General features: G+C 50.1%; 19 protein-coding genes. 6 read left to right on the top strand and 13 right to left on the bottom strand.

Going from position 1 to position 26,275, the window contains the following annotated elements:
* Window positions 1-96: 96 nt before the first annotated feature.
* Genes P8J86_02230 through murJ form a run of 3 tightly spaced genes read left to right on the top strand, consistent with a single transcriptional unit; the run spans window position 97 to window position 3,696 of the window.
* Window positions 97-936 (top strand): ParA family protein, encoded by an 840-nt coding sequence (locus tag P8J86_02230; protein MDG2053505.1) that lies wholly within the window; start codon window positions 97-99, stop codon window positions 934-936.
* On the top strand, window positions 929-2,041 hold the full coding sequence (locus tag P8J86_02225; protein MDG2053504.1) for a VanZ family protein: 1,113 nt from the start codon (window positions 929-931) through the stop codon (window positions 2,039-2,041). Before P8J86_02230 ends, P8J86_02225 begins: the two co-directional genes overlap by 8 nt.
* Window positions 2,042-2,079: 38 nt before the next feature.
* Window positions 2,080-3,696 (top strand): murein biosynthesis integral membrane protein MurJ, encoded by a 1,617-nt coding sequence (murJ, locus tag P8J86_02220; GenBank protein MDG2053503.1) that lies wholly within the window; start codon window positions 2,080-2,082, stop codon window positions 3,694-3,696.
* Here the strand turns inward: murJ and P8J86_02215 are convergent.
* On the bottom strand, window positions 3,683-5,086 hold the full coding sequence (locus tag P8J86_02215) for a radical SAM protein (GenBank protein MDG2053502.1): 1,404 nt from the start codon (window positions 5,084-5,086) through the stop codon (window positions 3,683-3,685). The two genes, murJ and P8J86_02215, sit on opposite strands and share 14 nt — an antisense overlap.
* Before the next feature lie 251 nt (window positions 5,087-5,337).
* On the opposite strand from P8J86_02215, the gene P8J86_02210 reads away from it, so the two are divergent.
* A complete protein-coding gene (locus tag P8J86_02210; protein MDG2053501.1) occupies window positions 5,338-8,094 on the top strand; it encodes a hypothetical protein in 2,757 nt (918 codons plus the stop codon).
* 328 nt (window positions 8,095-8,422) lie between these two features.
* On the opposite strand, the gene P8J86_02205 is transcribed toward P8J86_02210, so the two are convergent.
* A complete protein-coding gene (locus P8J86_02205) occupies window positions 8,423-9,166 on the bottom strand; it encodes a hypothetical protein (GenBank protein ID MDG2053500.1) in 744 nt (247 codons plus the stop codon).
* Between the two features lie 98 nt (window positions 9,167-9,264).
* Between P8J86_02205 and P8J86_02200 the strand changes: the two genes are divergently transcribed.
* A complete protein-coding gene (locus tag P8J86_02200) occupies window positions 9,265-9,831 on the top strand; it encodes a molybdenum cofactor guanylyltransferase (GenBank protein ID MDG2053499.1) in 567 nt (188 codons plus the stop codon).
* A 23-nt stretch (window positions 9,832-9,854) separates the two neighbouring features.
* Here the strand turns inward: P8J86_02200 and P8J86_02195 are convergent, their stop codons facing one another.
* The 9 genes from P8J86_02195 to ispE all read right to left on the bottom strand — a co-directional run bounded on the left by P8J86_02195 (window position 9,855) and on the right by ispE (window position 19,644).
* Window positions 9,855-10,412, bottom strand: coding sequence for a hypothetical protein (locus P8J86_02195; protein MDG2053498.1), 558 nt, complete (start codon window positions 10,410-10,412; stop codon window positions 9,855-9,857).
* 34 nt (window positions 10,413-10,446) lie between these two features.
* Window positions 10,447-11,562 carry an ABC transporter permease gene (locus tag P8J86_02190; GenBank protein MDG2053497.1) on the bottom strand — a complete coding sequence of 372 codons (1,116 nt, stop codon included), beginning with the start codon at window positions 11,560-11,562 and terminating at the stop codon, window positions 10,447-10,449.
* Between the two features lie 59 nt (window positions 11,563-11,621).
* Window positions 11,622-12,782, bottom strand: coding sequence for an ABC transporter permease (locus tag P8J86_02185; protein ID MDG2053496.1), 1,161 nt, complete (start codon window positions 12,780-12,782; stop codon window positions 11,622-11,624).
* On the bottom strand, window positions 12,779-13,486 hold the full coding sequence (locus P8J86_02180) for an ABC transporter ATP-binding protein (GenBank protein ID MDG2053495.1): 708 nt from the start codon (window positions 13,484-13,486) through the stop codon (window positions 12,779-12,781). The genes P8J86_02185 and P8J86_02180 overlap by 4 nt, the downstream gene beginning before the upstream one ends.
* On the bottom strand, window positions 13,483-14,814 hold the full coding sequence (locus tag P8J86_02175) for an efflux RND transporter periplasmic adaptor subunit (protein ID MDG2053494.1): 1,332 nt from the start codon (window positions 14,812-14,814) through the stop codon (window positions 13,483-13,485). The genes P8J86_02180 and P8J86_02175 overlap by 4 nt, the downstream gene beginning before the upstream one ends.
* Window positions 14,815-14,913: 99 nt before the next feature.
* Window positions 14,914-15,354, bottom strand: coding sequence for a hypothetical protein (locus P8J86_02170; GenBank protein ID MDG2053493.1), 441 nt, complete (start codon window positions 15,352-15,354; stop codon window positions 14,914-14,916).
* Window positions 15,355-15,502: 148 nt separating this feature from the next.
* Window positions 15,503-16,957, bottom strand: coding sequence for a pyridoxal-dependent decarboxylase (locus P8J86_02165; GenBank protein ID MDG2053492.1), 1,455 nt, complete (start codon window positions 16,955-16,957; stop codon window positions 15,503-15,505).
* The gene (locus P8J86_02160) at window positions 16,954-18,654 is read right to left on the bottom strand and encodes a M3 family oligoendopeptidase (GenBank protein MDG2053491.1); all 1,701 of its coding nucleotides are present in this window, start codon (window positions 18,652-18,654) and stop codon (window positions 16,954-16,956) included. The genes P8J86_02165 and P8J86_02160 overlap by 4 nt, the downstream gene beginning before the upstream one ends.
* 114 nt (window positions 18,655-18,768) lie before the next feature.
* Window positions 18,769-19,644: a 4-(cytidine 5'-diphospho)-2-C-methyl-D-erythritol kinase gene (gene ispE, locus P8J86_02155; protein MDG2053490.1), complete on the bottom strand. Its 876-nt coding sequence runs from the start codon at window positions 19,642-19,644 to the stop codon at window positions 18,769-18,771.
* 134 nt (window positions 19,645-19,778) lie between these two features.
* Here ispE and P8J86_02150 point away from each other — a divergent pair, with 134 nt between their 5' ends.
* Window positions 19,779-23,495, top strand: coding sequence for a hypothetical protein (locus P8J86_02150; protein MDG2053489.1), 3,717 nt, complete (start codon window positions 19,779-19,781; stop codon window positions 23,493-23,495).
* On the opposite strand, the gene P8J86_02145 is transcribed toward P8J86_02150, so the two are convergent.
* Together P8J86_02145 and P8J86_02140 are read right to left on the bottom strand one after the other, a co-directional pair.
* Complete coding sequence (locus P8J86_02145; GenBank protein ID MDG2053488.1) at window positions 23,492-24,598, bottom strand: Nif3-like dinuclear metal center hexameric protein; 1,107 nt, start codon at window positions 24,596-24,598, stop codon at window positions 23,492-23,494. The genes P8J86_02150 and P8J86_02145 overlap by 4 nt on opposite strands.
* A 31-nt stretch (window positions 24,599-24,629) precedes the next feature.
* Window positions 24,630-26,057 carry a hypothetical protein gene (locus P8J86_02140; GenBank protein ID MDG2053487.1) on the bottom strand — a complete coding sequence of 476 codons (1,428 nt, stop codon included), beginning with the start codon at window positions 26,055-26,057 and terminating at the stop codon, window positions 24,630-24,632.
* Between the last annotated feature and the right edge of the window lie 218 nt (window positions 26,058-26,275).

Genomic DNA, 26,275 nt, shown 5'->3' with positions numbered 1-26,275 from the left:
GATAGCACGCCCTGTCAAACATGGGCCATCAGTGGCCTCTCATGACCTGCGATAGCTATACTCTCTTGAATGCCCCACTGGCCGCGAACAATCGCGATGCTGAATCAAAAGGGCGGCGTTGGCAAGACCACCTCTACAGCCAACCTCGGCGCTGTTCTTGCTGATTCAGGTTGTCGAGTCCTCCTGATCGATCTCGATCCTCAGGGACACCTTACCCTCCATCTTGGACTCGCTCCTGGCCCCGATGATCCAACTGCTTATGACCTCTTGCTTGATCCTGAATGCCAAGCAAGTGACACCATCATGCATGCCCGGGACCGACTCGATGCAATCTTCTCTGAGGTTGATCTTGCCATTGCCGAGAGTGAGCTGCCAGCAGTCAAAGATCGTCAGAGCATTTTGAAACGAAAAATGGCGACCATTCGAGATCAATATGATGTCATCATTATTGACTGCCCACCAAGCCTTGGGCAGCTCACGCTGAACGCGTTGGCAATGGCTGACGAAGTGATCGTGCCAATGCAAGCGCACTTTCTTGCTCTCCAAGGTGTAGGAAGACTGCTTGAGACCGTTGAGCTCATGACACAATCGGTGAACCCGGATCTTCGTGTCACCGGAATCCTTCTTTGTATGTATGAAAGCCAAACAACTCTTGCTCGTGAAGTCGTGACTGACATCAATGAGTACTTCGAAGCTGTTCGAGATCAAGCCGTACCTTGGAACAACTGCTGCGTGCTCCAACCACCGATCCGGCGAAACATCAAGCTCGCAGAAGCGCCAAGTTTTGGACAGACCATTTTTGACTATGCACCAAATTGCAATGGTGCTCGCGACTACAGGGCTGTCGCAGATCAGTTACTTGCATTGTGGGGTGGACCACCGCCACCGCCACCAATCAGCGCTACGGTCATGCTGGATCCACACACGGATGCCTAGCCCGAAACCCTGGCGTGTTCTCTTTATCATCTATCTGATCCTCATTATTGCTGGGACTCATTGGCCACAGCTTGCCATGGGCAGCGAAGTACATCCACCACCCGACAAGCTCATCCATTTCTTGGCTTTCGCAACAGCGCCCATCCTCCTGGTCCTAACCCGCTGGCTCCCACTGATATGGGTCATTGTGCTGAGCCTTCTCTTTGCAGTTACAGATGAAATCACACAACACTATTTTGCATTTGGGCGCGTCTACAATCCATTGGACATGATCGCCAGCGTTTTGGGTGTTTTCATCGCTTCCATTTGGATCTTGGCTTTACGACCAATAGGTCATGACCCGCGTGGTGTCTGTACGGCCCGAACGATTTATCAACTTAATCTGCTGAGCTGGAAGCCTTCTTTTTGGTGGCGATTTGGGCCTGTGGTTTTACTACCGTTTTTTCTCATTACGATTGTTGTTTGGATGATCCTGTGGTTTGGATTCAACCAAAGCAATATGGAGATTGCTGTTTTAAGTGGAACGCTTTATGCGACTTGGGCAACGTACGCGCTCGTCATGAAACTGGTCCGGCATACCCCCATGACGCAATGCTGTTTCAACTGTGGCACGCTTTGTGACTCCGTCACTTTTAATAAACAAGGTCACGCACAATGTCCATCATGCGATACACCACTTCATGCTGCTCAGTGGGACAGGCTGCCACTCCCCGTGGGGCTATTGCGCCGCGCGATTCCACCATCTTTCGCAATGGCATTCGTTTACACATTGGCCATCATTGCTTTGTCCGCCGGTTTTTGCTGGGCATTTGCGGCGTGTTACGCGCATTTCTTAGATCGAAATTTTCCTTGGAATCGTGTTTTTGTTTCACTCGATGTGGTTGGCATCGTGACAGCCATCTGTCTTCTGTTTGGTCTCACAGTTTGGCTGACCCGATCAAAAATCGCAGCCCAGCTCAACAAACGCCAAAGTAGCATTTGTGTCATATGCGCCCATCAACTTGAAGATTCAGTCGCTGATCAGGGCCAGGGGGCATGTCCTCAGTGTGGAACCACTTTTCTCGTTCTTCCCGACAGCGCACCTAAACATTGCACCCTATCCTGACCACGGATCAGGCATCCTGTCGATACATCACCTGAACAATGAATGATCGACTTGAGAAGAATGCCCGTACCGTTTCTTTCCTCACTGGTGTGAGCCGTATCACCGGGTTGGCTCGTGATAGTGTGCTGAGCCGCTTGTTTGGGGCTGGCTCACTGATGGACGCATTTTTCTTCGCCTTCCTGATACCAAACCTCTTTCGCAGGTTGTTTGGTGAGGGTGCGCTTTCTGCGGCCTTCCTTCCAATCTATACGCAGCTCGACCGGGACGATCCAGATACCGCTCGTCGTCTTGCTGCACTTACTGTTGCATTATTAGTCATAGCGCTCGGTAGTTTGGTCATTCTTGGTGAGTTCATACTCTTTCTTGTTTCGCATAATCAGGGCCATGCGTCTCCAACCATTTGGCTCCTAATGCTACTGCTTCCATACATGCCGATGATTTGCACGGTTGCTATCTTTGGTGCCATGCTGCACGTGCATGGTCGTTTTGGCCCCACAGCCGCAGCACCAATCATCCTTAACGGTTGCATGATTATTGCGGCTCTCGCCGTGGGCCTCTCTGTCGATCAAACACAGTCAAACATGCGTCTCCTGACTGTTGGTGCAATCGCCGCTGCTGTATTAGTCGCTGGCATTCTTCAAATTGCTTGGTCGCTCTGGGCGCTGAAGCCATATCTTGGAAATGGCCCATGGCTCAGTGGATCTTACGAGAAAGCCATCACCGCATTTGGCAGTGTCTTGCGTCAAGCATTGCCAATGCTGCTGGGACTTGGCGTCCTGCAACTGAATGTCTTTATCGATGGACTGATTGCCAGTTATCCAACCACGATTGGCCCAACTCTTTTTGGAATTGACTATCCACTGGCTGAAGGGTCGATGGCAGATCTGAGCTTTGCTCAGCGGCTCTATCAACTTCCACTTGGCGTCTTTGGCCTGGCTATTGCAACCGCAATATTCCCTTTGCTCGCTCAACAATCTGCAGATTCAACAGCCTTCAATTCAACCGTCCGACGCGGCATTCGACTATCTCTTTTTGTGGCGCTTCCAGCGGGCGCTGGACTCATACTCGTTGCACAGCCACTGGCCGCAACCCTCTTCCAAGGCGCACGATTTACTGCTGAAGACTCGAGCCGCGTTGCATTTGTTTTAGTTGGATATGCCTCTGCTGTCTGGGCCTACTCACTTGTACATGTGCTCACCCGGGCCTTCTATGCGCGCGGCGAGGTGATGGTTCCAGTAAAGGTAGCACTCTGGATCGTCGGTCTCAATTTCGTTGGCAACATCCTGCTCATCTGGACACCACTGGGCGTGGCTGGCCTGGCCTGGTCAACGGCGATCTGCAGTGTCTTGCAAGTTGCTATTTTGTTGCGATTACTTGCTCGTCATACCGGCACCCTTGTTGATCGCCCTGTGGCGCTCTCGTGGATGAAGAGTGTTGCGACCACAGTTGTGATGTCATTGGTCGTGTGGCTTGTATCGTTAGGCGTTGGCACATCCACACCAGATTGGATAGACGCTTTGATTGAGCTCGTGATACTGGTCGCTGCCGGCATCATCACTGCCGTCTTCGCCGCCATATTATTCAAGCAGCCAGAATTGTGGTGGTTCTTACGAGGGCGAAGCGCCGAAGCGAACAACCAAATCAGCTCGCAATAGACCACTGTGATCCGTCACGGATCACTGGGCGATATAAGGTATCTCGCTCTACTGGTCTAAAACCAGATTCACGAATAGCTCTTGTCAGGTCACTGACAGAACATTCCTGACTGGTACCAGTGCCTCCAACTTTTGTAATGTCATACCAAACAACAGTGCCGTCAATGTCATCGGCACCTGCTTCAAGTTGAAGCTGCGCCATCGCAAGTGTTTGCATAATCCAAAACGCTTTAACGTGTGGAATGTTGTCGAGCATCAATCGAGAGATTGATAGTGTGCGTAAGTTCTCTAAACCTGACGGCGCTGGCAGGTACTCTAGATCACTCTCATCTGGGAAGAATGGCAATGGAATAATAGTCTGGTGGTACCCATTGGGCGTGTCGCCTGCTTGTGGCTGTATACCGTTGGTTTCCGGCCCTGTTAGCACGACCGCTTTTGCGGCTTGCCCATCATGGTTCGTTGCATCCTGGAGTCCAACTCCGAAATTCAGAGCCCAGTCATGAAGTGTCCGATCTTGTTGCTCGCGAAGCAATTGCATGTGATGCAGACGATCACTACGTAATTCCAAATGCCCATAGAGCATTGTTGCGTTGGTATTGATGCCGAGCTCATGTGCTGCGCGATGAACCTCAAGCCATTGCTCACCACGAATCTTGCCCTTAAATGCTTCGTCGTGCACACGATCATCAAATACTTCCGCACCACCTCCAGGAAGAGAATCTAGACCTGCATTCCTGAGATCCTGAAGCACCGCCTTAATTCCCTCTTTCTTATCTCGGCCGCGTTTTGAAATACGCGCTAAGTGGACGATCTCAACAGCGGTAAACGCCTTGATGTGCAATGCCGGTGCCGCCTCCTTAATGGTGCTCATCATCTCTGTGTAATAAGAGAAGGGCAGCCAAGGATGTAAGCCCCCAACGATATGGATTTCAGTCGCCCCTGACGCGGCGGCCTTAATTGCTTCTTCACGAATCTGATCAATCGAATACTCATAAGCGCCATCCTCACCCTTCTTGCGATAGAAGGCGCAGAATTTACAACTCAGAGCACAAACATTGGAATAGTTCAAATGTCGATTGACGTTGTAGTAAGCCACGTCTCCATGAAGACGTCGTCTGCATACATCGGCCAAGCTTGTGACCGTCCAAATATCACCCGTGGAGAAAAGCAACGCTCCTTCTGCCAATGTCAATCGTCGGCCAGAGGCAACTGCATCAACGATTTCAGTGAGCGCCGGATCAAATCCAGGTCGCTGGCGGATTCGATCAAAAGCAACCATGCCAATCTGCGCTGGCGTCACATGACTCGGCCCATTGACCGCCACTTGAGGTGATTCAGAATCCGCACAGGCGGGTCGGGGATCGGAGGATGGTGACTGGGTCTGGCTCATAGAGTGCTCTTTTATAGAAACAAGCAGGCAACATTATTGCTCATCTGACCAAGCAGTCTAGCGTCCAGAAGCCAGAAGAGAGGCTATCGGACCTTCACCAGGCCTGCGAGAGGCACCAATTGACCTCACCAGTGTTCTTTTCTATTTGCCCACTGAAGGTGATCTCATTCCAGGACGATATTCAGGTGCCGCCAAATCACTTTCCAAGCGGCATGGTCAGACCATCCAACTTAACTGTGCCAGAGGGTTCAATGATGAACGAACATGAAGACCACAATGCCCATAATGAGCAGTCCCAACAGCACGATGCTTGTGAAGACCACACCGATCACGATGCCGACGGAGTAGAAAGTGGCCATGACAGCCACGATACTCAAGAAACGCCCTCAGAATCAGAGGCCACCAGTCATTCACAACAGAGTGGTGAGTCGGTCCAGGTCGATACCTCTGAAGTATCAGAAGTAGACACCGGAACTCATCTCGATGATGCCGCTGGCGAAGAAATGATTGCCATTCTCGAAGATGTCGAAGCTCAATTCCAAAAGCTACGCAATGTTCAACAATCCAATGATGCGATGATCTCTTCGCTCTCCGATCGAGCACGTTCATTGTCTGAAGCCGAATCTGAGCTCGCCAATGAGCGTGATGGTTTACTCAGCAAACTCAATCACTTTGAAGAAGATCGAGCTGCCTTAGAAAAAGAACACCAGCACAATACCGAGAAATATCAGCTGGATCGCCAGGCTCTCTCTGAAGACAAACTCTCATTTGACCAGCATCAAACGACCGCTAATGAAGAACTCAAAAAGACCCAAAGCGAACTAGAAGCTGCTCAGGCTGATGTTGAAGAGCGTTCTATTACGCTTACAAAACAGCACGAAGAAGTGAAGGCCCAAGCAAGTGAATTAGAAAGTGAATCTAAGGCACTCAATAAACGCAGCGAAATGCTTGCCGCTCAGGCTCGTGAACTTGGTGACACTGCCCAGAAAATTGCCGAAGCCGATCGCACGATTTCAACACTCAACGAGACGTTAGAAGCAACGACCTCCAAGAATGAAGAAGAAGTGAAATCGCTTTCCTCCCAAAAGGCTGCCTTGGTTGAGAAGATCCAAAGTGGTAAATCCAAACGTACCCATCTACGCGAGCAGCTCGCTCTTTCAGAGAGCAATGTCAGTGATCTCCAACAAAAATTTAATGAACGCTGTGCTCAAATCGATGAACTTGATAGTTGTGTGGATTCGTTAAAGGAATCCCTGAAACACAACCAAGAACAAGCAACCGCATCCGAACATGATGCGCTCGAAATTATCGGTAATCTTGAGGCAGATCGTGACACAGCAAAAGAAAACCTCGCTTCATTGCAAGCCGCACACACTGAGAAAACCGAAGAAACTCAGACACTGACACTCCAGTGTGCTGAGCTAACAGGCCGCATCGAAAAATTGCAGACTCACCTTAGTGAACGTGAATCAAGGCTTGAAGACAATCAATCAAAGCTAAGGGTTGCTGGTGAAAAGCTCACTCATTTTGCAGAGTCTCTGAAAGGGCAAGGGCCACTACTTGAACGCGGTGCTGCTGCTATGGCAATGGTTGAAGAACAATCACGGCAGATCAAATCCCTCACAGGTGAAGTGGCGCAATTGAAGGTACAAGGTTCACCAGATGAGCTGATCAAAAAAGACGAACGTATCAAATCTCTCACAGAAGCACTGCGGCAAGCTCGCGGGCAAACCGCTGGGCAACAGGATCTTGACGCGCTTGAACAAAGCAATGCGTCGCTCTGCGAAGAATTAGAGTCAACTAAGATCACACTTCACGAAACCCAGATCGAGTTAGAGCAGGTCGAAACAACGCTTGCCAACCGGACAGACGATTCTGGCTCCACACAAGTCCATGAATCGCGTGTCGCTGAACTAGAGGCAATGCACGCCGCAATCAAAACTAAGCTCGACGAAGCAACTGCCAATGAACAAGCCGCAAGAAGTCGTTATGAAGATCAAATTAAAACGCTTGAAGAAGAGCTTGATCTTGTAAACAGTACCGCTAAATGCACTGAGGGATCTGAGTCCGGTATGGTCAAAGAACTTCGTGATAAGGCACAACGTATTAATGGTGTAGCGGTACACCTTCGTCGCCGCCGCCAACGACTTGGAAAAGTTCGCCAGCTTCTTGAATCGAGTGCCCAAGCATCATCACCTACAGGTACTGTTGATTTCGAGAAACACTCCCAGCAGCTTCGTTCTATCGAAGATCAACGACAGCAACTCACTGAGTTGCGAACCGTACTGGAATCTTCGGAACGCAAAATGATCCGACGGTGGGCCCATTCCAGAGCCGTGTTCGCATGCCTTTGGTTGCTCGTCATTGCGACCGCCATCGCTGGCGTTTCGTGGGCAGCAACTGACCACTTTCATCCAGCATTACGATCTGCGGCTGTCACGCTCAAAGCAAAGGGCACCACGCATACCAAACTGGATGCCGATCAAAATGCAACGTGGGCAAGTTGGCACAAAGATCTACTCAAGAATGAGAATTTCACTCGCACCCTTGCAAGACGAATGGGCGATCGACGTTTCGAAGAATATCGCACACCACAAGGGGTTGCTGATCGAATCGCACGAGATCTGACTGTTGACAGTTCAGTTCCTGGTGAACTCGCACTAACACTTGTTGGCACCGCTCCAGGCGAGACAGAAGCGTTCCTGAATCTTCTTACCGCAACCGTCATTGCGGAGTCTGCTCGCAACACTGGCAAACATCCTGATGGCGCCAAGGCCATTGCACCTCACCAGATAAGTGATGGCACTGGCATTCGCTATGCGAGCCTGAATCCAACGCCTGTTGCTGATGAACGCCTCGTCAAGGCACTGCCAATCTTTGGCGGCGCGCTGGCTGGTGCGATTCTATTGATTGCACTGATCTACACTTGGCTCAGTCGAGCAAAGCGAGTCTTTGATGAAGCTGATCCCGTCAGCGAGTATGAAGAAATGAACATACAAACAACCTGAGTCTCTTCAAACACCGCTGAATAAGTTGTTTTTAACCGTTCGAGAGCATTTGTTCTCGGACGGTCCTTTCTTAAACCAGTTTAATCGGGCCTTTGAGCTGTACAGGTTGTTCCATCTGTAGCGGTTTGCAGGCCAGAGGACTTCTCGACTCTCTCAATGGACACAAAATACACATCTCTGATTGGCCGATGTCTTTGGTGGAGACCCCTTGAGAACACTGTTCTGTTCTCACTCTTAGATGCCATGATTCAAATCGCCAAACATCTTGTGTATGAACAGCATCCGGCAGCACCGCTTCCATTTCCGACGGAAATGCTCGGTCAGCCTCTTAGCGATCGATGCCGCGATTTGGTTCCTGAGAAACATCAAGAGAATCGTCGGATGGAATCGCTTGCAAAGCGTTTTCATTGTCTTGGTTTTTTTGACGACGACGATCATCAGCCTCGAGCTGCTTGAATCTACGCAGACGTGATGCTTGAAAAACAAGTTGCTTAAGCCGGCGAGCCTGCGCATTTTCAATAGTGCTGGGTCTGCCTGATAGAGACGACCATCGACTGACTCGAAGATCGAGTATCTCATCTGCATCTTGTAATCTGATTCGACTCTGTAATGGCTGCGGATAAATACGTTGTCGTATACGTCCTTCCAATGGACGCTGGGCTTCCGGCACTTCTGGACGTAAGCCTTGCCGCAAACCTTCTCCAGTCAGCTGGGGATGAATCGGACCAATATAGAACGTCGTGCCGTCAGGTATTGGCGTATAAAATTGCCCCTTCTCGCCACGCTGGATCCACGCCCGGGGAAAGACCGCGGTCAACCCGCCACTGCGTCTGGCAAACATTGGGCGTTGCATCCCACGCACGCTATAGATCTGGCGAACATCGCTTGCCGGTTGCAAGCTGTCATGGCTCTGTTGCATCTTCAACGCAAGATCGGCCGCAAGATCTACCTGCTGATCCACTCGAGGATCGATCTGTTCAAGCTCAACACGTTCGATTCCAACCGCTTCCTGAGCCACTGCTGTGCCCGGTATAACAACAAGAGAAATCAACATGAGTAACCAAAACTTCATACCTATAGCCATCGGCATAGCACGGCAATCCGCTTGAAGAGCGTTTGTCAGAACCAACGATCAGACTCACCTGGAACCAAGCTGATAACCTGCTTTACATGAGCACGATCGAATCACCACTGCAGCAAGTGACCGGGGCGGTCCTCGCCGGTGGTCTCAGCACGCGAATGGGAACATCGAAACATGATCTCAAGCTTCCAGATGGACGGACAATGCTAGAGACGATGCTCAGTTTGCTTGGTGAGGTATGTCAGGAAATTGTGGTAGTCGCACCCAATATTGTGATTGCTGACCTGCCACATATCCATGATCCAAAGCCAGGCTGCGGTCCACTTGCTGGTGTCACGAAACTTTTAGAAAGCCAGATTAACCACCATTACTTAATTGTTCCTTGCGACATGCCGCACCTCACATCCAAACTGCTTTCGGAATTATGTCGCCCACTACCACATGATGCTCGGGTCTTTCGCCTCGATTTGGAACCACATCCAAGCCCACTCCCATTGGTTATCTCAAGCAACGCGAAGCTGCAGATGCAACGGGCGCAACAGCAGGGCATAAGAAGCCTGCATCGTGCACTTGCACACATTGATCTGGAAGTTCAAGTACTCCCAGATGAACAAAGAACTTGCCTACATAACGTCAATACACCTCAAGACCTTTAATCACACCACCATTGACATGGCGATCAATCGTGGTCGTGCCCCGCATGGCTAACAGGTGAGACTTTAGTAATCATGATCTTTTCTGCGTCAAGAACAAACACACCATCACTCGCTTGATTGACCTTTCCTGAGACCACCAGTGTTGTGAGAGGTTCCAAACCATCTTTGCCCTCGAGGCCAAGCGGAAGAGGGCGCCCATCGGCACCGACAACCTGAACCGTCATTGACGAGGCCATAATCTGCTCCGGCGGCTCACAACAGTAATCCCAGGGAGCAGGGCAACCATCCTCAGAAACATCACATGGTTTCAAAGAGGCATCGATTAACTGAAAGACAGCTCGGTTCTTTGCAAAGGGTTCCATCTTCCCACCAATAAGGCCAACAACTAAAGCCGTATCACCAGCTTTCTTATCCTTCAGAGTCTCGATCACTGTTTGTGGTGATCCATCAATTGAAGTCGCTACCAAATTGGCCGGTAGTGTAGGTCCACTTGATGTACTGGCCTTGTCACCTTTGTTTCCACAAGCTGATGTGACGAAGAGGAACATCAAAAGTGTTGGCACAAATATGAGTGTACGCATGACTGATATCTCCATGTATAAGTGTGTATTTAACTTAGATTGACTTAAGTGCCTCATTTATTGGGCTCCTCAAACAACGTATGGCTGGGGGTAGTACACCAAATACTGCCACACAAACGGCTGCGACCATCGCAATCATGATTTGAATTGGACCCACCAATAGTTCAAATGCCCCCATCGTAAAACGTACTTCGAGGCCATCAAGAAAGACAACACCAACCAAACAACCAAGCAGGGCCCCAGCCGTCACAGACACCACTGATTCTTGCATTAAGCTCAAACCAATTGCTGAAGGGCGCCATCCGACACAACGCAGCATTCCGAATTCCCGAATGCGCCCAATAAAGGCTGCATACATCGTATTAATGCCGCCAAAGAGTGCTCCAAGTGCAACCAGAATAGCGGTCAACCAGACAATCAACTTAATTGGCTTATAGAAAGCATCAACGCGCTGGTAATACTCTGATACCGGCATGGCAACAAGCTCCAAGTCTAAGCGTTGGAAGGCAAAGGTCTCCAAGTCAGCTAAGTCGCCACCCTTACTGGGATCCATCTCAACCAACACCGAAGAAATTCCTTCCCGTTTGGTTGCCACCATAAGATCCGTCAATGGCAGCCAAATCTCAGAAGCAAGTACTGAACCAGGTGCGACAAAGTGCCCAACAATGGTCCACGTCGTATTGTCAAAGAGAATGGTCTTACCAATCGCCAAGTCCTCGACTGAAACACCCATTTTGATCGGTGCCAGTTGCCCAACCATCAATTCATTGTAAGCCGGCCGCGGTGCCCGCCCCTCAACGATCTGTACATTCTTATGTAACAGATAAGCTGTTTCAGTAATACCCCGTGCAATAGCAAGTCGCTGCTCCGTCTGCGACTCAAGATCGACTGCAATTGCCATAACAACTTCTGGTGAGATGAACTCTAGTTCATCATTAAGTCTTCTAATGCCCGGCACTGACGCTGAAACAAGTGATGGCGTACGTGCATCAATATCACTTCGCTCTAAGCTATCTTCACTACCAGCCCCATACACAACACCTACATTTGGAGACACATCTGCTTTGAGTGAACGCTCCAAGCCATGAACGACACCACTGGCTGCGATTGCAAGTAATGCAATAAGCGCGCCAGAAAGTACGCATAACACTGTGCGCACCTTTGACCGCGAAAGATTGCGAATACCATAATCCCAGGGAAGAAGCTTCATTAGATTGCCCTAAAACAACTGACAAGATCGCGGCGAGCCGCTCGCATCGCAGGAATGATGCCTGCAATCAGTCCAATACCAGTGGCGATGCCCGCACCAATAAGAAACTGCGTAACACCAACTTCAATGGGAATCGAAATTCCCTCAACGCTCAAATTCACTCGAGACAACCAAAGCAGAATAAATGCACCAAGCGAGCCAACAATTCCGCCACAGACGCCAAGCACCAAGCCCTCTCCAACAACCAGTTGAAATACCCTTGTTCTGCGATACCCGAGTGTCTGGAGCACCGCATTATCAACAACACGATCTTGAACACTCAGTGCCATCGCATTACAAATCAATGCAAGTACTGCCGCGAGACATGCCCAACCCAAGTACCGCACGACCCCAATAATGTGCACAATGTCCCCGGCGATATCAGCAACAAAAGCACGCTCTGCTCTCGTGTGTGTTGGTGCTTGATCGCTATGAAACATCTCATCAATCTGTGCTGCTACTGCGTCCATTTTTTCCGGCCCATCAACAATTACATTGAATTGAGTGACTTGACCCTGCTTTGATCGATTCGCATATTGAATATATGGCAGGTGAACAAAAGCAAGATTGTCATAGCCAGATCGATCTGATTCCAAAATACCAGCAACAGTGACCTGATAGCCTGCCGCTTCAAACCGATCACCTACTGACAAAGATCGTCTAGAGGCCAGTGAGCTACCAAGAAATGCCGCATCGTTACGGGCTAACCATTCATCCAGTGAACCATCAATGACAACCGCATCCGTCTGCAATACGTTTTTGAAATCATCTTCCTTCATGCCGCGAAATGTCACGACATCAAGACTCGCGCGGCAATTGTTAACGACGACTTGTATAGGCATGACACGAAGAACGCCTTCGAGCTCAGTAATCCGAGATTGATAGATCTCTGGCAGCGTGCTTGTTGCTGGACAATATCGATTTTCACGATACACCACTAATGTCGTATCGTTTTCATCGGGCTGCGTTGCTATGGTCACGCCATATTGAAGACCTTCGATGAGTACGAAGAGCAGGAGCCCAATAGCCACTCCGGCAATGGTTAATCCACTACGCATCGGGCGGCCTTTAATCTGCCTCAAAATCAATCGCCAAAATCGCGTTGGAAGCCAAATGCTCATGCCATTGCCCCCGCAATCTCTTTATCACTAGGAATGACATGACCATCGAGCAAGTGAACGAGTCGATGGGCATGTCCGGCAATAGCATCATCATGGGTGACCATCAGAATCGTCATTCCGAGTTCCTGATTAAGTTCAGCAATCAAATTCATAATCTCTATCGCCGCATGTGAATCCAGATCACCAGTTGGTTCGTCTGCCACAAGGAGTGTGGGCTTTGAAACAATAGCTCGCGCAATCGCAACACGTTGCTCTTGTCCACCACTGAGCTGTCTTGGATAGTGATCAGATCGATCAGCAATACCAACTCGAATCAGCGCCTCTGAAACCGCATTATGTCGCACCTTACGAGACATCCGTTGCAAAAGTAATGGAACCTCAACGTTCTCATAAGCACTTAACACCGGAATCAAGTTATACAACTGGAATACATAACCAACTGTGCGAGCTCGCCAATCAGCCAGTTTCGCACTCGACAAACTGGTTGTATCAACACCGTCGATGACAACACGGCCAATGGTGGGACGATCAATACCCGCGATAATATTAAGCAGCGTCGTTTTGCCACTACCAGAGGGTCCCATGAGTGCGACGAATTCCCCCTTATTGATTTCCAGAGCAACACTTTGCAATGGCGTAATCTCAACGTCACCACGGTAGTACGTCCGACCAAGTGCCTCACATTGGATCATGGCGTCACTCATAAATCGAGCTCTCCATTCCATTCAGACTCGATCGCCACCGCTTCACCGGCTTCGATCTGCTTACCCTGAGTCACAATGACACGATCTCCGGGCTGTAATCCTGAACGAATAGTCACCCACCCATCGCGTACTGGTGCACCCAGCTCAACAATACGGCGCTGTGCGGTCTGACTGGCTGCATCGACAATCAAAACAACACCGCTGGCATCAGTTTGCTGATCAATCAGTCTATTTGGCAGCGTCATCTGGCGACCGATACTGGACTGTGGCGATTCCTTCTCGGACGCCGGTGAACTTTTAAAACGCACTCGTGAGAGCATTTCTGGTTTCAGTTCTTTTTCAGGATTCTTGATCTTTACCTTCACTTCAATAGTGTTTTTCTGTATGTCTGCTTGATGCACCAGTCGCGTGATTTCGCCTTCGAAAATTCTCCCAGGCAGGACATCAACAATCACCTCTGCTTGTTGACCTACGCCAATTCGAGCTGCTTCATTCAGTGGTACATCGACTCGTACCTGTAAAGATGTTGGATCATAAAGTCGCACGATATAACCCATATCTGTTTGATTCATGTTTGGTGATCGAGGCATTCCGGGCTCTGCGAGACGCTCTAAGACAACGCCATCAATGGGTGATCTGATCACTGTGCGCGACAGAGCCAATTCAGCGGTCGCTAATTCTGCGGAAGCAATTTCAATCTCAGCATCAGCAATGGCATCAGCAACTACTGCAGCTGCGTCACATTGCTTTCGATGTGCTGCAATCTTGAGTCGCTGCTGCACAACATTACGTTCAGTAGCCGCGCCCTTTTCATAGGCCTCCTCAAGTCGACTGAGCTGGTCTTCCATGACAACGCGCTCGGCATGGAGCTGCTCCATCAACGCCAATGCCTGTTGTTTTTTTGCCCGCTTGAAAGCCAAGTGTGCCTTGGCTCGCATGACATCAAGTCGGGCATCATCAGGAATCAATGACGCCAACTCATCACCCTTGGAGACAGTATGGCCTTCAAGAACATTGATTTTCTCAACCACACCTGGAATAAGTACGCTTGCGTTGACCGCAAATGGATCAGGCTCAACCCAACCGGCTGCTTGAAAGAGAATGTCTCCATCCGGCTGCGTTCGCTGATTGGCGAGGCCCACTTGCCCCGTTACTGGAAACACTTCAACGGATGTGCTTGTGCGGAATGTCGCTCGCCCACTCATCACGAGTAAGACAACGGCAAACGCCAAAAGACACGTGGGAAAGACAACCCGCGACCACCAGTGTTTAGGGGGTGGAGTCACCGTAATAGACTGAGGCTCAAGATGCTTAGATTTATATGACATGCACAGATTCCTGACGCAACTGTTTAAAAGAACCGGCTCGCTAAAAACGAGCAATATGCATAGCGCAGCTTGCTCGTCAATACACTGAGTTTTCTTTTCTTAGATGCGAAGGATCTGAATTTGAATAAGCAACTGCCGGCCAGGTGGATCACCTGGCGGCTTGGGGCTCATTCCAAGCTTCGATTGCTGAATGCTGGTGCCGTTCAAAGACTGACTTGCAATCGCGTGGTTCACATTGTCTAGTTCGTCATACGACTTGATCACGACTGATGCCATCATGGGCTCAATCGTTGGTGCATCTGTCACGCTGCAACGACACTGTGAACAGCAATCTTGGCTCGTTTGTTTTACTTGAACCGCCGCGTGACAATCCGTCGCCTTTGAGCTACAGCATGAAGGCGTCTCTTTAATCACTGGCACAAACGCAACAGAGCAGGTCTCTGTACATTGATCACAGTCCTGGCAACACAGCGCGATCGCTGGGTTCAAGAACCAGCCGAACACTGCCAGAAAGGTCATGATGGATGCAAGTCGTTTCATGTGTTACCTGAGTATAGCTCTCAAATGCATACGTAGAGAACTAGTTCTTGGATCATTCTAAGGCATAGGCCGCTTAAAATAGCCCTATTCAGCTTGTTATTGCCCCTCAGTCAAGATGACTCGGTCGGCACCATCTCGATCGACAGCACTAACTCAACTCAATTTCAGCCTGGGCTGCCGCCTGGCAAATAGACGCCCACGCCTGATCGACATGATCCTCGGTTGTTTTCGATGAGCCAATGGCCATGCGGAGCACATATTTTCCTGACAATTTGCAGTGGCTCAAATACAGCTTTCCAGATTCGTTAAGGATATCTAGTAAGCGTTCATTAATTGCATCACCACCGAGATGTCGAAATGTAACAAGCGTGAGTGGGTGAGGCGCCATTAACTCAAAGTGATCGTCGGCCTCGACGTAGGCAGCAAACTTCTGCGCCTGCTGAACATGCTCACGTGCGAATGTACGCAAACCCTCGACACCATAGTGTCTAATGACCATCCACAGTTTTAATGCCCGAAATCTTCGCCCCAGTGGAATCTGCCAATCACGGTAGTCGATCACAGCCCCTGACTCAGTTGCCTTGTTAACGAGAAACTCTGGCAAAATCGACAGTGAACTAATCAGTTCTTCCTTATTACGAATCCAAAAGCAATTACAGTCGAAATTGGTCAACATCCATTTATGAGCATTCACACTGTAGCTGTCTACCAGTTCTAGCCCCTCGTTTATCCACCGACACTCTGGCAACAATGCTGTGATTCCATACATCGCCCCATCAACATGAATCCAAATTTGATGACGTCGAGCAATAGCTGCAATTGCTGGCAGTGGGTCTACCGCGCCACAAGATGTGGTGCCAAGAGTCACTGCCACAAAAAATGGCTTTCGGCCTGCCGCGACATCTGCCTCAATCGCTGCCTCAAGCGCCTCGGGACGCATTCGGTGATCTTCATCAGTGGGTATGAGGCGAAGGAACTGAGATCCAACACCAATAATCCGCGCGCCCTTTTCAATACTCGAGTGGGCATCAGCAGAGCAGTAAGCTGCCAGTGGCTGAGCTTGCCCACTGAGACCAATTTTATTGACATCTCCAGCAGTGACACGCTCTCGAGCTGCAATCATGGCGCAAATGGCAGCACTCGAAGCAGAGTCTTGGATGACTCCACCACCATCAGTGGACGACAGAAAAGTCTTGGGCAAGTCGAGGAGGTCGACCATCCAATCAAGCATCCGCGTCTCAACCTCTGTGCACGCGGGACTGGTTGACCAAAGCATGCCCTGAACACCAAGCCCCGCAGAAAGTAGCTCGCCAAGAATTGATGGCCCAGAAACGTTGGCTGGAAAGTAAGCAAAGAAGTTTGGTGACTGCCAATGGGTTATTCCGGGCAGCACAATCTCATCAACATCTTTCATGACAGCTGACATGTCTTCTGCCTGCTGAGGTGGATGCTCTGGAAGCTTGTTGTAGATGTCACCAGGACTGACTTGAGACAGGACCGGATATTTTTCAACCTGCTCCATGTAGTTGGCGATCCAATCAATCATGGCATAGCCATGCTCTTTGAATTCGCCTGATGTCATATGCCCTGTTTGATCACTCACTCAGGCAACTCCGTAAGCACTTGTCCCACGGTATCCATTAACTTGCCCATCATTTCTGTATCAAACCTAAATTCAAGTCCTGCCGCCTCGAAGAGCTCTGGAAGAGGGCGGCTACCTCCTAATGAAAGAGCCTTTGCGTAGTTCCGAAGCGCTCGCTCCGGATCCTCCCGAAACTGCAGCCACAACTGCAACGCACCGAGCTGAGCAATGCCATATTCAATGTAATAAAACGGAACTTGGAAGGGATGGAGTTGTCGATGCCATGCGCAACTCTGAAAATGCTCGAGACCACTCCAGTCAAGAGCTGAACCAAAACGATCCTCAAGATTAACCCACGCTTCTTCCCGCTCTTGTCTTGAATGCGTTGGGGTGTCGTAGATCCAATGTTGAAATGCATCGATCGTTGCAATCCAAGGCAACATTTTAGCGAGACTCTGAAGCTGAAGACGCTGCGCCCGACTTGCTTCTTCTTCAGTATAAAACTCATCAAGATACGGAAATGATGTCAGCTCCATTGTCATAGAAGCCACTTCTGCAAACTCGATTGGCGGGTTACGGTAAGCAATCAATGGCTCATCTCGAGAGAGTAAGGAATGGAATGCGTGACCTGCTTCATGAACCATTGTCTCGACATCACGATGAAGACCCGCTGCATTCATAAAGATAAATGGAATGCGCTGGCGCTCCTTAAAGACCTGATAGCCACCTGGCTGTTTATTCATTCGAGAGTCAAGATCGAGGCAATCACCTTCACGAAGCGAATCAAACAGTTTGCCAAGAGTTGAATCCATACGATGAAAGACGCGCGAAGAGCGCTCAATAAGATCACTTGCATCAACAAATGGCCGCAGTGGTTCACGCCCATGCGGATCAACCTCAAGATCCCAAGGTCGCAGCTCACTTAGATTCAGCTGCGATGCACGCAGCCTGTCAAGTTTTCGAAGCACAGGAATACAGGTCTCTTCAACAGCTTCATGGAAAACAAAGCAGTCCTTCGGTGTATAAGCGAAGCGATGCATCGCTCTGAACATATAGGAACGGTAATCGCCAAGACCCGTATTGACACCAATCTGATGACGGATTTGAACCATACGATCGAAGATGTCGTCAATACGGTCTCGATCCTGATTACGTCGCTCAGCAACTGCCAACCAAGCGCCCTCACGGACAGATCGATCCGTGTCCTCAAAATAGCGACCCATCTGTGGCAAGGTGCGCTCTTCACCGTCAAAAACGACGCTCATGGCACCACGAATCTCCCCATACTCCTGACCGAGTTTGGTGTCCTCTGTAAAGAGTGGAATATTTTCCTCACAGAAAATCTCTACATCGCTTCGTATACCCTGAAGCAATACGCCATAGCGTTCTGAATCAAGTTGTGAAACAGCTGGCGATGAGGCCACCTTATTGTCCAATTCAAAGGCTGCTTTTTTGAGCGCCGGTTCAGTCTGCTCAACAAACCTGAGATAACCCTTCTTCGCCACTTCATCATCTGTGTGTCGAGTCATACTGACATAAAGTTCGACATGCGCTTCACTCGTGGCAGAGTCAAGCTCACTACGATCAAGTACCAGCGTCTCTAAAGCCTCCGGCTCTTCGACATCACGATTAATCAACGCATCGACAAGCGGTTGAACATCTTCGATTTGAGCGCCATTCAAATTGGCTGGAACAAAACCATCGGTTGCGGTAGCCATAGTTGACCTTTCTACTCATGAGAATTCATATTAGGAACGCACTAGGATACCGCACCAGCAAGAATCCAAGCTGCACGATGGATCAGAGTCACTGACTCGCAGTAAAGAGGGGGCTTAAGAGGTCGCTGTGGCCAATCCAGGGAGGCTCAACTCCTGGTTGACTGCCGCTACGATCGCCTCAGCATGCATTAAGTCATCACAGATCACAAACAATGTAGACCCGCTACCACTGACAGCAGTGGGTCGATTGGCCAGCGCAGTGATCTTCTCTATGTGCTGCTCAAGAATCGGAGCAACACAACAAGCTGCGGCAGTCAGATCATTGAACATCGCTTTTGGATCAATGGGTGAGTCAATCATGTCATAAATTTTCTGTGGGCACGTGGCGTTCTCTGGCAGTTCATCAAACTTCTGATAGACCTGGCCCGTGTGACAAGAGACCGCAGGGAAAAACACTGCCAAGTAGATTGGCGCTTTGAGTGTTTTATGAGTCACTCTCTCACCTAAGCCTTCTACGAGTGCGCTCCCGCCATTGATAAAGAAGGGAATATCTGAGCCGATCTCGGCTCCGATCGCTGCGAGCGTCTCACGACTCACGTTCAAGTCAAAGAGAAGATTGAGACCACGTAATGTTGCCGCGGCATCAGACGAGCCACCGCCAAGTCCACCGCCAACTGGAATTCGCTTTTCTAATTTCATTTGCAAAGGCAACGCTCGACCCACATGTGCTTGCAAAGCAAGATGCGCCCGAACAGCGAGATCATTCTTAATGGGCCAGTTGATCTCACTTTTTTGCAATGCCTCTTCATGCCAGAGAATTGCATAGCGACTCAGCCCCCCGGGCTCGAGCCGATGAAGTGTCAATTCATCGCACAAATCAAGGCCCACCATCCATGAACAGATGGGGTGCATTCCATCGGCGCCGACGGCACCGACCCAGAGTGCAAGGTTGACCTTGGCTGATGCGGATGTCTGAATCACATTTGGCATACCTACCAGCATAGCCGACACCGCAAGAGGGGATCGCTAGCCGATTCAGCGGCAGCAGCATACAAATCCCACCGTGGCGTCTAAACTACGGATTCATCAATAGCGTTTCAAAGACCTCAAAGGCGGAGATTCAAATGACCGAGACCACCTTACGAAAACGCCGCCGCTGGCTTGCTTGGGTTATTGCGCCCATCGCTGCCCTTATCATCATTCTCATCCTCCTTCCGTGGATTCTCTCGTGGGGCATCGCGCAAGCAATTGTTCGTTCACAAATGGATAAATCCATCAATGGCACTGTCAACGTTGAAGGACTTTCATTAAGTTGGTTCGGCTCACAGGAGATAGAGCACTTTGTCATTAACGGTAAAGATGGCGTTACATCAGTTGATGTCGGCGTCAAGCTCAACCGCGGCTTGTTCAGTTTACTGCTGTCGGGCATCGATCCGATTCGCATTGATCTGACTGGCGCCATCTCTACCACGCTCGATCAAGATGGCGCTTTGAGCTTAAGCAAACTTCTTTCAGATCGTAATGACAAAAAAGAAGATCCGAAAAATGATAAGGGTGGGGACAAATCAAGCAGTGATCCCATGCCTCGTATGGATATCAAGGTGCATGACTTTGCTATCACGCTGACTGAACTACCCGACAAACGCGTGTTCACTTATGACATCTCACAGCTTGACGTCGACTACCAACCCGGAGGACGCTTCTTATTAGAGGCGAAAGCCACGACAGCCGCTGATGGGCAGGATGGAAACATTACCCTCAAGGGCACCATTGACAATCTCATCAGCAAGAGTGGTGCCCTGACACCAAAGCAAGCCAAATTGGCTTTCGACATCGGCATGAACAGTGTGGGACTACCACTCACGCCTCCAAAGAGTCAGCTTAAACAGTTCACACTGCGCATGACTTCAGACGATTTATCGAAACGTTTGGTCATTGATGGAAACGCATCTGCCCAATTGGCCAATTCAGGCGCGAGTACCTTCAAGACAAACTTAGTTGTGAACGATCCGATCGTCAGAAACAGCTCTTCACAAGATTTCTCTTTCTCTCCAGCCAATCTTATTGGCACCATCGAGGGGAAAAACCTGCCAACAGCGCTCGGGCAGCCATTTGTTGCGGGTTCCCAACTGCAACTTACGGATGACATTGGAGAGACAATCGATTTCAGCGGCACCTTTGGATCGGCAGATGCACCAACAAATGAAAGTGCTGACACATCAACGAGCACAAATGGCAATAGCTATACGATCGCTATCAGTAGTTCTCAACTCAAGGCGAACTTAACGGGCACCCAGGACATTGCCAGCGGTGGGGGATCAGGGAATGGCTCTATCGATCTTAAGATCAGCCCTGCCACCGTTAAGCGACTCGCCAAGGTAGAAGTCAGCGAAGTCTTACGTACCAAGCTTGAGATTAGTCAATTCACGATTCCGACCAGCGTTAGCAGTGGTGGCATTGAAGAGATCACAGGCACAGGCACGCTTGCCATTGAAAATAATTTCCAGTTGACCGCTTCGCAAGACAATGACGTTTCGCCAGTACGGATACGAGATACGTCTATCTCTTTTAATGCCAAGGGGCTTGGGAAGAACCTTGAACTCAAGGGTGGCGCAGGCATTGGCAGTGGCTCACTGGCCATCGATCTTACTTTCGATGATTTACTTAAAGAAGATGGCTCACTACAGCACATGCCGGGTGTTATTCCGATCGGCACCATAGCGCTCAAGGATATTCCCGTCGATGTTCTTGAGAGTATTGAGTCTCTTGCCGCATCCATAGGCAACGTCAACACCGAGCAACTTTTGGGCAAAGCGATTTCTGTTGATCTCACTTCAAAAGGGCCAACAGAAGCGAGAGAGATCATTGCATCAGTTCAAGCTGCCGCCGGCACAGCCAACGGACGCGTCCAAGTTGGTCCCATTGGCGTTTCAGTGCTTGAGGCCAACGCAGACCTTACATTGACACCATCGATGGCTGCGGGTCTACAGAAGACACTTGAAGAACCAACGCTGATCCTTGCTGGACCTGCGCACCTGACTGCTTCGATTGAACCCTTCTCACTTCCCGAGAAGCTTGGTGGTGGTTTAGCGCCACCTGAAGATCCAATCAAAGCATCATTGACACTTGACCAGGTGACATTCTCTTTAGCGAAGTCATTACCCAATGGGGTCGAGCTGCGCCGAACCAAAGCAACGGTTTCATATGATGTCGCGCAAGGTGGCACCATGGCAGCGGATGTCTCAACACGCATGCGCGCTGCCCAAGGTGGGCAGGTGGCTGATCTCGCAACAACGCTCTCACTAGATCATCAATCTGATGGCTCAAAGAGCCTCACTGGATCAGCAGAACTTACCTCTATTAATACGCCCAATCTCGAAAAAGCGTTGGGTATGCCTAAAGGAAAAATCGGGCTATGGACCGGCGACAGTGGAAAGATCACCGTCAAATCCAATATGACACTGGCGCCGAATAAGAAAGAAAAAGATGCGTTGATGTTGTCCGCAGCCGAGCTGGTTGTCACAACTGCAATGCAGAATCTAAACGGCCGCGCAGATGTAAAGGTCACATCTGAGATGATCAAGGTGACAAGCCCGGGTCTGAAAACGGTGTTCAGCAGCCAAACGCTTGGTGACATCCTAGATAGAGATGTGCGAGGTAGCTCTGGTTCCTCTGGTCAGCTCACTGCAATTACAGTGACCAATGATGTACCACTGTCGCTTCAGGTCGATGCCCTTGAATTGCCACTATCCATGTTCTCCACAGAGAACGAGCAACCGGGCGACGTACATATTGATCTGACGGCAAACATGAGCCAAATTAATATTAAGTCTGGTGATGGAAGCGTTCAGTCACTGAATCCAATCAAAGCGCACTTCGCAACAAAGAGTTTAGTTGAAGGCGTTGTTCTTAAGGCCGCCTCATCTGGTGGAAGCGGATCGGGCACCGTTGATATTTCCGGAACCATCGAACGACTTACCAATCGCAAAGGTATTTGGACTCCAAAGAAACTACAAATTGATCTTCAGGGATCAATCACCCAGGTACCAACCGCACTCTTAGATGCAGCGGCTGATCTTGGTGGTGTGCTGACCGCCTCCCTTGGAGAACTTGTCAGTGGCTCATTGACCATTGACAACTTTTCAAGAGAGACTGGAAGCTTAAACCTAGATCTCAAGTCAACGAATTCACAAATGAATGCCGCTTTGGTCAACAAAGGAGGCGTCCTTCGCACTGATCCGGACTCGCCACTTAAGGGCCAAGTGATCATTACACCACTATTACGCGCCGTCGTGCTGTCGAAGATGGGACCAATTCTAGGAGACATTGATGCTGGGCAAGAACCACTTCGACTGAGTTGGTCTGACGCGGCTATTCCTATTAATGGCGAAATGAAAAATCTTGGTGGCCAACTGAAACTGACTGTTGGAGAGGTCACGTTTGATAGCGGGCTTCCACTCATGTTAGCGCTGAGCGCCGCACAGAGTTCCCACGCCAAGCAGATCAAGGGGTCAATTGATCCAATCACAGCCAACATTACCGATGGAGTTATGGTTTACGAGCCCTTTGCAGTGCATGTTGATAAGTTCAATTTTCCGATCTCTGGCAAGATCAACTTTGTAACCAATGAAATCGACATGACCACCAAACTACCTATCTATGCGCTGGGTGATGTGATCTCTGAACTGCGTCCGTATGTCAGTGATGAAGAGGTGCCCATGGAATATGTTGGCCCTATCGGAAACGCCAAATGGAAACTCAGTTCAAATTTCGATCTCGCGAAGTTTATTCTCCGCGCTACACTTCAAAATACGCTGCGACGGCGTAATGATGGAAACTAGCGCGTCTGCCAAGGTATCTGATCAGCATTGGCAATATCAACGGTCCATGACCCCATCGCACTGAGGCGTTGATCAAGAATTGGTAGGTAGCCTCTTTCCGTATTGGTATGCCCAGCAAGTACAACGCTCATGCCACGTTCAGTGGCCGCCAGTACATCGTGATGACGTGCCTCGCCAGTCACAAAAAGCTGGCAACCGGCAATCATGGCATCTTTCATGAGTGATCCACCAGCACCACAGCAAACACCAACGCGTTTGATGTCTTTGGTATCAGCTGCTGCAACGCGAAGTGAGTCGACACCAAGATGAGCTTTGATTGGATCGATCAGTTGTTCTAATTTTTGAGTGTGGGCCAGGTCAATCATCCGACCAGGCCCAGTGGTGGCCTTTGGTAGTGCCAGCAACGGATAAATATCAACCGGCACCTCTTCATAAGGATGATTTTCTCTAAGCGCATCAACGGCAGCAGACAAGTTGTCCTTTTGACACACCATCTCAAGTCGATGCTCATCAACCATCTCTAAGTTTCCAACCCCACCAACCACGGGATTGGTTGACTGGCCAGGCAAGAAGGTACCGGTTCCTGAGATCTTGAACGAGCAAGATTCATAGTCTCCAATGGCACCACAGCCAACTTTATAAAGAGCGGCGCGTATCTGATCAGTGTGCCCTTCAGGAACAAAGGTCACGAGCTTGCACATATCACTACTGGTATCGAAGGATGTTGAGACAAGTGGTGTGATCTGCCCTTCACCAACACTCGCGGCGAACCAATCAGTGATGCCATTGGCAGCGGCATCCAATGCGGTGTGCGGCGCGTAGATTGCCAAGCCTGCGGTAGCGGCTGACAACACCAGTCCAGCTGTACCGTCGCCACTCAAACGGCTCATGGGCGCAAAAATTGGCGGATGATAACTCACAACTGCATCGCACTTCTTTGCAATCGCCTCTTCCAATACCGCTGGCGTCAAGTCAATGGTCAACAAGAGTCGATCGGCGCTCCAATCGCCTTGGCCTACCAAGAGGCCAGTGTTGTCCCAATCACAGCTACCCTCAAGCGGCGCTATCGATTGCATTGCTGCGACCAGATCACCCACGTTCATCTCTTTGACTCCTGGTTTGACTCTTTTTGCATCATACGTTGCCATGGCGACCTTCGGAGCGATCCGGCCCTACACGTCTGATGAGACTCCAGGCAAGAGCAACATACACCGGCACATATGCAATCAAAAAGACCCACCACGACACTTCCCAGTCATTGGGACGAAGCCATGCGGCATATCCAAAGCTGATTGTCAGTGAGGCAATCCACAAGGCCGCGCTCGGCACGATCGGCATCATCACCAACGGCCACAGCAAATACCAGGGGTGGGCCGCTGGTGAGAGAAGCACCATTGCAAACAAAATAATGCGCGCCGCTGACCATTTGGGCAGCCCTTTGAACACCACCCAGCAAATGATCGCTAGCAAAAGAAAAATACAACAGCCCCGAGCCAACTGTTCTTGGCTGTCATTGGTCCAACCGTTCCCAACCGATCCAACACGCTCAATCAACCAAAGCAGTGGTTCATAGACGCTGCCAAAGTGCGCCCACTTCAGGGTAAACCGTGATGTCGTGGCCCAAAGGTTGGTAAAGAACTCACTTCCAGCAAACACAAATGGGCTGGCGACCAAAAAACAAACGATGATGCCCAACACCAGCGCGCCCAACCAATGAAGTGGTGGACTGCGTCGCAGCAGCACTGGTGCAATAAAGACAGTGATCGGTTTGACGAAGACTGAAAGTGCCAGTGGCACAATCCATATCCACCAAGCGCGTGGGGTCATCTCTACAAGGAACAGAGCGAGCACGAGAAAGAACAGCCCGATTGGTTCTTGGTGTCCCGAACCAGCCACTTCGGTGACCACCAAGGGATGCCAGGCGTACAACGCCACCCACCAAATACTTCGTTTGTGCCGCCAAGCGATGACCAACAGCAAACAGATCACCAACACATCAATGAGACTCAATACATAACGCTGGATCTCAACCTGTTCAGATGCAGAAACCGCACCTGTATTATTGGCAACCGTGGCGCTGAAACCAAACACCCACTGACTTGTCGGCAAGTAGATCGTGTGTAACTCTGGATTGTTCACATGAGCAAGCACTTCATCCTCACCCGGCCACATCGGCGCCCCGTCATTGATCAACTGCTGAGCACGCTGCAGTGGCGTTGCAACATACGGGCTGTCACCATGAGCCACCGCCTGGCCATCGACCACATACCGATACACGTCGTCGCTTAACTGCGGTTGACTGGTGGCCACAACCACCACACGCACCGCGATGGCAACGAAGACCAAGAGCAGCACGTCGCGCCATCGAAACAAAACCGGACCATCGCGCCGCCACAACCAGCGTGCCAAACCTGTGAGGCTTAGCCAACCCACGCCCAGCGCCAGCCACCATCGCCAAAGTCCAGCCGAGCCGCCATGACCATCAGTCATATCCATCTTGGCCAGTGCCCAGGCCGTGAGCCCTAAGCCAACTGCGGCCCCAATCAGTGAAAGCCAGTACAACCATCCCCCGCACGGGGGCAGGCAATCGGAATCTGGTTGGTTATTGGGATGCGGCACCTCAGCATGGTAAGGCAGGGCTACCCAGCACAGGAGGGGGCTCACCTCAAGGTGCTTGGTAATGCCACTTCATCTGCCTACTATAATGAGCTCTCAGGTTGCCTGGACTGGGCCGCGGCACTGTGCCGATGAGCCTTTCAGACGACTCACAATTCAAACTC

Source organism: Phycisphaerales bacterium (assembly GCA_029268515.1).
Taxonomy (GTDB): domain Bacteria; phylum Planctomycetota; class Phycisphaerae; order Phycisphaerales; family SM1A02; genus JAQWNP01.
The sequence above is the reverse complement of the archived record's forward strand: the minus strand, read 5'-3'. Positions and strand labels throughout refer to the sequence as shown.